We start from the raw sequence: 10,792 nt of genomic DNA, 5'->3' as shown, positions 1-10,792 counted from the left end.
CAAGAGTGGAGCGCAGCGACATCGCGAAGCGACGCGACGAAGGAGCGCTCTTGACTGACCGGCCCGACGCGGAAGGACGATGAGACTGACGGGAAACCCCCAACCCTCCCTGAGAACCCCCTGCTCGGGCCCCGCCCCATTCGGTACCGCCTCACTTCCCGGTCACCGCCCGGCGGGCTACCGCCCCCCACCCCACCGCCCCGCACACGGGGAGGCGGGTGGGCAAACACCGGCCGGCCCCCGGCCCCTCGAGGGGGCGATGGCCGGCCCGTGGCCGCGAGGGCACGTCACGGTACGGCGAAGGGCAGGGCATCCCCCGCCGGAGTGTGTGGCGCCCGGTCCGGAGCCTCCGCGGCCCCGGACCGGGGCCGTCAGTGGGCGCCGGCCAGGTTGGCGGCGGCGGCGTGGGCGTCCATGCGCTGGGCGGCGAGGATGGCCACGGCGGTGTCGGCGCGGGAGGCGGCGACGAGGAGGGCGCGGGCGGCGAGGTCGTGGGCCCGGCGGTGGAGCGTGAGGGTGTCGGCGCCCACGGGCGGGGCCGGGTGGGCGACCCGTAGCGGCTGGGCGCCGCGCAGGCGGGTCACCTGCTCCGCGATGCGGGCGGCGCCGCCGTCCTCCAGGCAGAGCTCGTCGGTGACGGCGAGCAGGGCCGCGAGGTGTCCGGCGAGCTGGATGTCCAGGGCTTCGCCCCGGCTGCTCTGCGGGTACTGGGGTTCGCTGCGGCTGCCGTCCACGACGTGGACGGCCGACTTGGAGCGGATCGGCTCGTACATGAGGAGGCCTCCTGCGGGGTCAGGAGACCATCCTACCTTGGATCTGTTCTAAAGTTGAGCTGTATCCGGACTCTGGGACGCCGCCCCCGCAGACGCCCCACAGGCGCGCCCGCAGGCACCCCATAGGCGCGCCCGCAGGCGCCCCCGCCCCCGTCCCCCCGTCAGTGCTGCCCGTAGCCGTCCAGGAAGCGCCCGATGCGCGTCACCGCGTCCGAGAGGTCCTTCGCGCTGGGCAGGGTCACGATCCGGAAGTGGTCCGGCTCGGGCCAGTTGAAGCCCGTCCCGTGCACGACCATGATCTTCTCGGCCCGCAGCAGGTCGAGGACCATCTGCCGGTCGTCCTTGATCTTGTAGACGGCCGGGTCCAGCTTCGGGAACAGGTACAGCGCGCCCTTGGGCTTGACGCACGTGACGCCCGGGATCTGCGTGAGCAGGTCGTACGCCGCGTCGCGCTGCTCCAGCAGCCGCCCGCCCGGGAGCACCAGGTCCACGATCGACTGCCGGCCGCCGAGCGCGGTGGCCACCGCGTGCTGCGAGGGCATGTTCGCGCACAGGCGCATGTTCGCCAGGATCGTCAGGCCCTCGATGTACGAGGCCGCGTGCTTCTTGGGGCCGCAGACGGCCATCCAGCCGGCCCGGTAGCCGGCGACGCGGTAGTTCTTGGACAGCCCGTTGAAGGTGAGGACCATCAGGTCGGGGGCGATGGCGGCGGTGTTGGTGTGCGTGGCGCCGTCGTAGAGGATCCGGTCGTAGATCTCGTCCGAGCAGACGATCAGGTTGTGGCGGCGCGCGATGTCCGTCAGGCCCCGCAGCATCTCGTCGTCGTAGACGGCGCCGGTCGGGTTGTTCGGGTTGATGATCACGAGCGCCTTGGTGCGGTCGGTGATCTTGCGCTCGATGTCCGCCAGGTCGGGCATCCAGTCGGACTGCTCGTCGCACCGGTAGTGCACCGCCGTGCCGCCCGCCAGGCTGACGGAGGCGGTCCACAGCGGGTAGTCGGGGGCGGGGACCAGCACTTCGTCGCCGTCGTCGAGCAGCGCCTGCATCGACATCTGGATCAGCTCGGAGACGCCGTTGCCGAGGTAGATGTCCTCGACGTCCAGGTCGATGCCCTTGGTCTGGTAGTGCTGCATGACCGCGCGCCTGGCCGACAGCAGGCCCTTCGCGTCCCCGTAGCCGTGGGCGTTGCCCAGGTTGCGGAGCATGTCCTCAAGGATCTCCGGCGGGCACTCGAAGCCGAAGGCCGCGGGGTTGCCGGTGTTGAGCTTGAGGATGCGATGACCTGCCGCTTCGAGCCGCATCGCCTCTTCGAGGACGGGTCCGCGGATCTCGTAGCAGACATTGGCGAGTTTCGTTGACTGGATCACCTGCATGACGGGAGCTTACGGGCCTCTTTGTTTGTCCGCTTGGGCATTCCGGCCGGACATCAAGGAGGGAAATGTCCCGTTTCAACTGATGGACGGGTGGGTTCCCCGTCCACCCTTTGAAACGGCGGCCGCCCGGCCGCCCGGGCCTGCGGATCGGGTGGGGGCGGGGTGCGGCGATCCGGCCCGGTGTTGCGCTCGTCACCCCCGCGGGGTCACTCCTGCGGGCGTCGTCGCTCTACCCGCGAGTACGGCGGGAGTTGTGTCCGGGCCCGTCCGGGCCCTCCGTTCCGCCCCGTGGACCCGGATTGACGGACGAGGGCATTTAGGTGAGCCTTACCTCACTTTGACGGCCCGGCGCTCCCCGCGCCACCTCGTACTGACGGAGCCCGCCCCCATGTCCTCGCCGGCAGCCAGACTCTCCCCCCGCCCCGTCCGCCTGTACGACTCCTGGTGGACCGTGGCGGCGGGCGCGCTGTGCGCGCTGGTCGTCCTGGCGGCGGGGCTCTGGTGCTCCCTGCACATGCGGGCCGACCCGGCCATGCACTCCGCCGCGCTCTTCGCGCACCTGGCCTCGCTGGTCCTCGGCTTCGGCGCGGTGCTGTCCGCCGACTACTACGGCCTCCTGTGGGTCACCGGCCGCTGCACCCTGGACGAGGTGGTCGCCGCGACCGCCCGCCTGCACGTGCCCATCTGGGCCGGCCTGGGGGGCCTCGTGGTCAGCGGACTGATGCTCCAGCCCGACCTCGACTCCCCGCTGACCCTCACCAAGCTCGGCCTGGTCGCCGCCCTCACGGTGAACGGCCTCCAGGCGGGCCTGCTCGGCCGCCGCCTCGAAGCGGTGGACGGGGAGACCGGCCGCGGGCTGCTCCTCTGGGGCGCGGTGACCGCCCTGGTCTCCCAGGCCTGCTGGTGGGGCGCGGTGGTCATCGGCTTCCTCAACACCAACAGCTGATCCAACGCCCGACAGCCGCCCCCACCCCACACCCCCACACCCCACCGCCGGCCCCTAGCCCGCCGCCGGCGTGGCGACGGCGTGGTACGTCCGCTCCGCGACGGTGTAGTCGCCGAGCGGGGTCATGCCGAAGGCGTCCACGTGGACCCGCCAGGAGGGGGCGTTGCCCGCCTCGATGAAGGCGACCAGGGCCTCCGCACGGCCCGCCGACGCCTCGACGGCCTTCTCGAACAGCCCCCGGGCCACCCCGTGCCCCCGGAAGGCGGCGTCGACCACGACCGGCCCGTACAGCAGCCACGGCACCTCGCCCAGCGGACGGCCCCGCCAGGCGAGTCCGGACTGCGCCCGCAGCAGGCCGGTCACCGCGGCCGGCGGATCGGCCATGTCGGCGGCGACGGACAGGGCGAGGAGGCCGGCGATCCGGCCCTGGCCGTCGTCCGCCACGAGCAGTTCGCCGGCGGCGGCCATGTTCCGCAGGGTGGCCTCGTCGAAGGTGCCCTGCACGAAGCCCTGCGCGGTGCGCTGCTCCTCGGTCAGGGCGTCGTGGTGGTTGGCGGCGAAGAGCCGGGCCAGGGCGGGCGCGTCGGTCTCGGTGGCGTATCGGTAGCGCATGGCGCCGATGCTGCCACGGCGGGCGTGGCGGGGGGCCGCGGTGCGGGCGGGGATGTCAGCTCCGGCGGCCCGCCCGTTCAGTGGCCCGCCCGGTCAGCGGCCGCCCCGGTCAGCCCTCGATGATCACCAGCGGGAGCTCCCGGGGCCGGGCGGAGGCGCGGTAGTCGTCGAAGCGGGGCCACAGGGCCGTCATCGCCTCCCAGTACGTCTCCCGCTCCTCCGGGCTCGCCGTCCGCGCCCAGGCCGCGAACACCGACGTGCCCACCTGGACCCGGACCCCCGGGTGCGCGACGAGGTTCCCGTACCAGGACGGGTGGTGCGGCCCGCCCGTACCGGCGGCCACCACCAGCAGCCGGCCCGCGTCCCGCCCGTAGATCAGCGGGGTGCGCGCCGCCCGGCCGGAGGTCCGGTCGAGGGTGGTGAGCAGCAGGGTCGGGACCCCGTGCCACAGGTGTCCGTCGGTGCCGCCGCTCGACACGTACGTGCGCACGTGCTCCAGCCGGGGCCCCGGGCGGGGATCGGCGGGGTGCTCCCAGTCGACGGCGACGGCGACGCTGTTCATCTGACCTCCGTAGGGCGTCCCCCCTACGGCTAACGAGCCTTCATCGATTCTGGATGCGCCGCGCCCGCCACGCACTCCGGCGCACAACCGCGCCCCCCGCGCGCCCCTCGGCCGAGCGGCAGAAGGCCACGGCCCGGGGGGCCTCCCCGGGCCGTGGCCCACAGCAGCGTTTCCGGCCGGCCGTCCGCTACGGCAGGTAGCGTTCGATGACGGACGGGCCCTTCTCCTCGATCAGCTTCCGCGCCTTCTCGACCCGCTCCGGAGTCGGGTCGTGTCCGGTCGCCATCACCAGGTCCTCGGGGTCGTACGGGCGCTCACCACCGGTGAAGAGCCGGTCCGACCGGGTGGGCTGCTCGTTGGTTTCACTGTCCATCGGATACCTCCTACGGTGCCCCAGGCCCCCATCCTCCGGCCCCGGCCCCAAGAACGCACCTCGGGCGCCCGCCCCGCGCCTCAGCGGGCGGCGAGGGTGGCCGCGGCGCCGATCGCGACCAGCAGCCCGCAGATCGACAGGTTCACCCGCCGGTGCTCCCAGAACACCGCGACGAACTCGCGCAGGGTGGCGCTCGGCCAGAAGTAGCGGGCCGTCGGCGAGCCCACGACCTGCCCGTTGACCCCCGCCTTGCGGGCCATCATCGCGGCGCGGAAGGCGTGGAAGTTGTTGGTGACGACCACGCACCGGTAGCCCGGGTCGTCCGCGAGCATGATCTCCTTCGAGAACAGCATGTTCTCCTCGGTCGTCCGCGACCGGTCCTCCAGCGTGACGTGCTCCGCCGGGACGCCCTCGGCGATCAGCCAGTCCGCCATCGCCCGCGCCTCCGCGACCCGCTCGTCCGACCCCTTGCCGCCCGAGGTCAGCAGCACCGGCGGGCGCGAGCCGCGGGCCAGCTGGGCCGCGTAGATCTCCTGCCCCTTGCGCAGCCGCGAGGCCAGCAGCGGGGGCACCCGGTCCCCGCCGATCAGCCCGGAGCCGAGCATCACCACGTGGTCGACGTCCCCGCGCACCTTGATCCGGCCGTAGAGGAAGGCGTAGCCGAGGAAGCACAGGAAGACGAAGGAGACGTAGGCGACGACCAGCGTGAGGGTCGCCGCCATGCCGTTGAGGACGGTGGAGCGGAACATCGGGACGACGATCAGCACCGCGACCATCCCGAAGATCCCGAGCCCGGCGAGCAGCGACAGCAGGTTGGCCGGACGGCGGCCCTCCTTGCGGATCATCGTCACCCCGTTGGCGATCAGGAAGCCGCCGATCGCCATCGTGCCGAGCGTGGGCGCGGCGAAGGCCAGCGCGATGATCGTCAGGGCGGCCCACCCCGGCAGCGCCGTCACCTGGAAGAGCAGGGCGGCCGAGAAGGTGATGAAGGTCAGCCCGAACAGCACCGCGTTGCTGAAGCGCCGGCGGTCCTTGTACGCGCTGACGCACAGGGCGAGGAAGAGGAGGGCGGGGAGGGCGAAGGCGGCCATGCCGTTCATCGTATGTGTCGGCGGCGGGCCGCCGGCCGCCGCGAAAGCCCTGTTCGGGCGGGCGGCGGACCGAACCCCCTACCGCCCGGCGGGCGTTCTGCGGACGGACCGCCCGGCCAGCACGTCCGTCCGGCGCCCGTCCCGCATGACGAACCGCCCGTCGATCAGCACGTGCGGGATCCCCGCAGGCGGCCTGCGCGGCTCCTCGTACGTGGACCCGGCCGCGACCGTCAGCGGGTCGAAGAGCACCAGGTCGGCCCGGTAGCCCTCGCGCACCAGCCCCCGGTCCGGCAGCCGCAGCCGCGCCGCGGGCCGGCCCGACAGGTGCGCCACGCACTCCTCCAGCGAGAGCACGCCCAGCTCGCGCACGTAGTGGCCGAGGTAGTGCGGGAAGGTGCCGTACGCCCGCGGGTGCGGCTTCGCGCCGTGCAGGATGCCGTCCGAGCCGCCGGTGTGGACGCGGTGGCGCATGATCGCCCGGACGTTCTCCTCGTGGCCCACGTGCTGGAGGACGGTCGTGCCCAGCCGGTCGCCCAGCAGCAGCCGGCGGGCGCCCTCCCAGCCGTCGAGGCGGGTGCCGACGAGGTGCGCGTACGCGGGGTCGGTGGTCCCCGACACCTCCACGGACGGCCAGTCCACCGGCACCCCGTGGCACCCGTCGGACCCCTCCGCCTCCAGGGAGTGGCGGATCCGCGCGGCGGTGGCCCCGTCGGCGAGCCGCGCCAGCAGGGCGGCGGGCCCGCCCTCGTGCGCCCAGCTGGGCAGCAGGGCGGCGAGGGTGGTGCAGCCGGGGGTGTACGGGTAGCTGTCGAGGGTGACGTCGGTGCCCTCGGCGAGCGCCGCGTCCAGCAGGGCCAGCAGCTCGGGGGCGCGGCCCCGGTTCTCGGCGAAGTTCATGGTGGCGTGCGCCAGGTGCAGGGCGCAGCCGGTGTCGCGGGCGAGGGCGAGCATCTCCGCGTAGGCGGCGAGGGCGCCGCGCCCGTACGAGCGGTGGTGCGGGCAGTAGTAGCCGCCGTAGCGGGCCACGACCGCGCACAGCTCGGCGAGTTCGGCTCCGGAGGCGTACATGCCGGGGGTGTAGGTGAGTCCGGAGGACATGCCGACGGCTCCGTCCTCCAGCCCCCGGGCGACCAGCCGGCGCATCCGGTCCGTCTCGGCGGGGGTGGCGGGCCGGTCCTCCCAGCCGAGGACGTGGGCCCGTACGGTCCCCTGCGGGACGAGGTAGGCGGCGTTCACGGCGGTGCCGTGTCCGCCGTGGGCCCGGTCGAGCCGGTCGAGGTACTCCCCGACGGTCCTCCAGTCGAAGTCGACGTCGTCCCCGGTGCCGTTCCACCCGGCGATCGCGGTCCGCACCTGGGCGAGGGTCCGCTCGTCGACGGGGGCGTACGAGAGCCCGTCCTGGCCGAGGACCTCCAGGGTGACGCCCTGGGCGGCCTTCGCGCTGTGGTCCGGGTCGCGGAGCAGCGCGAGGTCGCTGTGGGCGTGCATGTCGACGAAGCCGGGCGCGAGCACGAGCCCGTACGCGTCGACGGTCCGGCGGCCGCCGCCGGGCAGCCGCCCGACGGCGGCGATCCGTCCCTCGTGCACGCCGACGTCGGCGAGGTGGGACGCCCCGCCGGTCCCGTCGGCGACGCGGGCGCCGCGTATGACGAGGTCCATGACCGGCCTCCGGTCTAGAAGAAGGTCCGCACGTACTCGCGGACGGCTCCGTCGGCGCCGACCACGGGGATCAGCGGCCACTTCTCGAAGATGGTGCAGGGGTGCGACATGCCGAGCGCCACCCAGTCGCCGACCCGCACGTCCTCGGCGGAGCCGGTCTCCAGCCAGGCGTGCTGGTCGGAGAGTTTGACGACCCGTACGCCGGTGGCGGCCCGCTCCTCGCCGGTGAGGGCGTCCCGGACGAGCTCGGCCTCGGGCAGTCCGAGGTCGTAGGCGATGTCGCGCTTGCCGGCGTTGACGAAGGCCTGGGTGGGGGAGGGGCGGGAGACGACCTGGGTCCACAGCCGGAACGCGGGGCGCAGTCCGCCTTCCTGCGGGACCCGGTTGAAGGGGGTGAGGCGGGAGTACCAGCCGTGGTCGTGGGAGACGTAGGCGCCCGAGCGCAGCAGTCTGAGCACGGGCCGGGAGAGCTCGGGCAGTTCCCCGAAGACGTCGGCGACGGCGTCGAACCAGGCGGACCCGCCCGCGCTGACGACGATCTCCTCGACGTCCTCGCCGAACCGCCCGGCCTTGTCGAACTCCACGGCGAGGCCGGTGAGCCGGCGCAGCCAGGCGTGCACCTTCTCCGGGTCGGCGTCGGGGACCTCGGCCTCGTACCCGGCGATGCCGACCAGGCGCAGGGCGGGGGCGGCGGCCACGGCGTCGGCGACGGCCCGGCAGTTCTCGTCGGTGCGGGCGCCGGTGCGGGCGCCCTCGCCGGCGCCGAGTTCGACGACGACGTCGACCCGGGCGGGCTGTCCGCGCAGGGCGCGGTCCATCAGCTCGACGCCGCGCACGGAGTCGACGTAGCAGACGAACCGGAAGGCGGGGTCGGCCGCGAGTTCGGCGGCGACCCAGCGCAGGGCGGCGGCGTCGACGAGCTCGTTGGCGAGGAAGATCCGCTGGATCCCGAAGGCCCGGTAGACGCGGGCCTGGTGGGGTACGGCGGCGGTGATGCCCCAGGCGCCGTGTTCGAGCTGGCGCTCGAAGAGCTGGGGGGCCATGCAGGTCTTGCCGTGCGGGGCGAAGGCGAGGTGGTGGCGGGCGGCGTACTCGCCGAGGACGGTGAGGTTGTGGTCGAGGGCGTCGGCGTCCAGGGTGAGGACGGGGGTGGTGAAGCCGCCGTCGTGGAGGTCCCGGGCCTGTGCGGCGAGTTCGCCGACGGTGAGGCCGGCGGCCTCGGCGTCCGGGGGGAGGCCCTTGAAACGGTGGTCGACGGGTTCGGCGGCGAGGCGTCGGACGGCGTCGCTGGGCATGGGGCCTCCTGGTGGTGCGGGTGGTGCCTGTGGTGTAACACCGCTGACGACGAGGGGTCAACGTCCCCCGGTTCCGGCGGCGCCGCGCCCGCCCCCTAGCGAACCGGTCGAACCGCCGCCACCCGTACCGCCGCGCGCTGACACCATCAGGGTGGAGCACCGCTCCGCACCGGACACCACGAACGAAGCAGAGGACGACCCCGTGAGCGAGAAGACCGCCGTCACCCCCGAGTCGCACCCCGCCCCGCCCGCGAAGTTCTCGCACGGCGTGCGCAAGGGCAACATCCTCCAGGTCGCCGGCCAGGTCGGCTACCTGCCCGCCGTCGAGGGGCAGGCGCCCGTCACCGCCGGCCCGGGGCTGCGCGAGCAGACCCTCCAGACGCTGGAGAACGTCCGCTCCGTGCTGGAGGCCGGCGGTTCGAACTGGGACGACGCCGTGATGATCCGCGTCTACCTGACCGACACCGCCCACTTCGCCGAGATGAACGAGATCTACAACGCGTACTTCGACGAGCAGGGCGTCAAGGTCCCCGCCGCCCGCACCACGGTGTACGTCGGCCTGCCCGCCGGCCTGCTGATCGAGATCGACGCCCTGGCCGTACTCGGCTGAGCGGCCGAAGGGGCGCCCCCCTGGCGGTGGGGCGCCCCGCGCCGGCCCGGCCCGCGCCTAGACGCAGTACTGGGCTTCCTTGCCGATCGACCGGTACATGCAGTCCGCGTTCTCCAGCAGCTGCAGCACCGCGTCCTTGTTGCGCGCCGTCTCACGGTCGATGACCTCGTCGGGCGGGTAGAAGCCGCCGCCGCCACCGGTGTCGCTCGGGTACATCTCGAAGGTGTAGGCGAAGATCTTCTGGTTGCCCCACAGCCAGTCGTCGATCGTGCCGTCGGTGATGTACAGGTCGCTGGACTGCTCCGGCGTGTAGCCGTTGCTGGCGGCCATGCTCGTGCCGATCTTCTTGTACACCGCGAGGTCGTCGGCGGTCAGCCCCGGCGCGGTGTCGTTGTACGTCCACCCGAAGGGCCACAGCACGAGCTCGCTGTACGTGTGGAAGTCGATGGCGGCCTTGATCTGCTGCTTGCCGCCGACGATCCGGCTGCGCACGAAGTCGGAGACCACCTTCACCTCGGGCGCCGACGCGGCGGCCGGCCCTCGGTAGGTCTCGGAGCTCTTGCTGCTGCTGGAGCCGCCGCAGCAGCCCCACTTGTAGTCCCAGTTGCGGTTGAGGTCGGTGCCCACGGCCGAGGAGCCGGAGTTGGGCTGCCGGTTCTTGCGCCAGGAGCGGTAGGAGCCGGTGGCGATGTCGTACTCGCCGCCGTCCGGGTTGAGGTCCGGGATGATCCAGATCTCGCGGCCGTTGACCATGTTGGTGATCCGGGAGTCGCTGCCGTACTTGGAGCCGAACTCCTGGAGCAGGTACAGGGCCATCTCGACGGTCAGGTGCTCGCGGGCGTGCTGGTGCGCGGTGAAGAGGACCTCGGGCTCGTTCTCGTCCGTCCCGACGTTGTCGCTGATCTTGATCGCGACGATGTCCCGGCCCTGGTACGACTTCCCGATGACCTGCTTGCTCATGATCCCGGGGTACTGGGCGATGCGCTGGTCGATCTCCGCGGTCGCCTCGGCGTAGTTGTGGTACTTGGAGTCCGCCGACGGGAAGTCCATCGGGCGGTTCGCGACCCCCCGCTCGGAGCGGTCGGGCGGGCCGGCCAGGGCGGTCAGCTTGTAGCCGCGGGCGCGCAGGGCCTTGGCCTGGGCGGGGTTCGCGCTGACCACGACCGAGCGGGCGTCCACCTCGTCGATGGAGACGCCGCTGCTCAGCAGCGCGGTGCGTTCGGCGGCGGTGGAGGGGCCCTGGACCTCGTACTGGACGACCGCCTCGTCCTGGGTGGCGGTCGACGGGGTGGGCGGGGGTGCTGCCGTCGCGCTCATGCCGTAGGCGGGGGCGCCGAGCGCGAGCGCCAGCAGGGCCGCCGTGACGGCGGCCCTCCGGCGGGTGTGGAGCCGCATGCGTTCTCCTGGGTGGAGTGTGGGGGTAGCCGTGCGGACGCGCACAGCGTGCTCTTGTGGCATGTCCCGGTCAAGAGCCCCGGGCGTACCCGGCGCCGCGCAC

General features: G+C 73.1%; 11 protein-coding genes. 2 read left to right on the top strand and 9 right to left on the bottom strand.

The genetic code is table 11. The annotated features are described in order from the left end of the window. Positions 1-371: 371 nt before the first annotated feature. Together AB0O29_RS22425 and AB0O29_RS22420 are read right to left on the bottom strand one after the other, a co-directional pair. Positions 372-773, bottom strand: a complete 402-nt coding sequence (locus tag AB0O29_RS22425) for a hypothetical protein (RefSeq protein WP_365153961.1) — start codon at positions 771-773, stop codon at positions 372-374. A 161-nt stretch (positions 774-934) separates the two neighbouring features. Further along, positions 935-2,146 carry a pyridoxal phosphate-dependent aminotransferase gene (locus AB0O29_RS22420; protein ID WP_365153959.1) on the bottom strand — a complete coding sequence of 404 codons (1,212 nt, stop codon included), beginning with the start codon at positions 2,144-2,146 and terminating at the stop codon, positions 935-937. A 388-nt stretch (positions 2,147-2,534) separates the two neighbouring features. Here AB0O29_RS22420 and AB0O29_RS22415 point away from each other — a divergent pair, with 388 nt between their 5' ends. Next, positions 2,535-3,092, top strand: coding sequence for a hypothetical protein (locus tag AB0O29_RS22415; RefSeq protein ID WP_365153957.1), 558 nt, complete (start codon positions 2,535-2,537; stop codon positions 3,090-3,092). 54 nt (positions 3,093-3,146) lie between these two features. Here AB0O29_RS22415 and AB0O29_RS22410 read toward each other — a convergent pair whose 3' ends face one another. The 6 genes from AB0O29_RS22410 to AB0O29_RS22385 form a co-directional block, all read right to left on the bottom strand. Next, complete coding sequence (locus AB0O29_RS22410) at positions 3,147-3,704, bottom strand: GNAT family N-acetyltransferase (protein WP_365153955.1); 558 nt, start codon at positions 3,702-3,704, stop codon at positions 3,147-3,149. Between the two features lie 109 nt (positions 3,705-3,813). Further along, positions 3,814-4,266 carry a nitroreductase/quinone reductase family protein gene (locus tag AB0O29_RS22405; protein ID WP_365153953.1) on the bottom strand — a complete coding sequence of 151 codons (453 nt, stop codon included), beginning with the start codon at positions 4,264-4,266 and terminating at the stop codon, positions 3,814-3,816. A gap of 187 nt (positions 4,267-4,453) precedes the next feature. Further along, entirely contained in the window at positions 4,454-4,639 is a 186-nt protein-coding gene (locus AB0O29_RS22400; RefSeq protein ID WP_365153951.1) for a hypothetical protein, read from the bottom strand. An 80-nt stretch (positions 4,640-4,719) separates the two neighbouring features. Beyond that, positions 4,720-5,730, bottom strand: coding sequence for a YdcF family protein (locus AB0O29_RS22395; protein ID WP_365153949.1), 1,011 nt, complete (start codon positions 5,728-5,730; stop codon positions 4,720-4,722). Positions 5,731-5,808: 78 nt separating this feature from the next. Next, a complete protein-coding gene (locus tag AB0O29_RS22390) occupies positions 5,809-7,389 on the bottom strand; it encodes a D-aminoacylase (protein WP_365153947.1) in 1,581 nt (526 codons plus the stop codon). A 14-nt stretch (positions 7,390-7,403) separates the two neighbouring features. Then, positions 7,404-8,684: an alanine racemase gene (locus AB0O29_RS22385; protein ID WP_365153945.1), complete on the bottom strand. Its 1,281-nt coding sequence runs from the start codon at positions 8,682-8,684 to the stop codon at positions 7,404-7,406. Between the two features lie 202 nt (positions 8,685-8,886). On the opposite strand from AB0O29_RS22385, the gene AB0O29_RS22380 reads away from it, so the two are divergent. Further along, a complete protein-coding gene (locus AB0O29_RS22380; protein ID WP_365153943.1) occupies positions 8,887-9,294 on the top strand; it encodes a RidA family protein in 408 nt (135 codons plus the stop codon). Positions 9,295-9,351: 57 nt separating this feature from the next. Here the strand turns inward: AB0O29_RS22380 and AB0O29_RS22375 are convergent, their stop codons facing one another. Further along, complete coding sequence (locus AB0O29_RS22375) at positions 9,352-10,689, bottom strand: M14 family metallopeptidase (RefSeq protein ID WP_365153942.1); 1,338 nt, start codon at positions 10,687-10,689, stop codon at positions 9,352-9,354. Positions 10,690-10,792: the final 103 nt, after the last annotated feature.

The sequence above is a fragment of the Streptomyces sp. NPDC089915 genome (assembly GCF_040684675.1).
In the GTDB taxonomy this organism is placed as follows: domain Bacteria; phylum Actinomycetota; class Actinomycetes; order Streptomycetales; family Streptomycetaceae; genus Streptomyces.
This window is presented reverse-complemented; position numbering and strand designations above follow the sequence as displayed.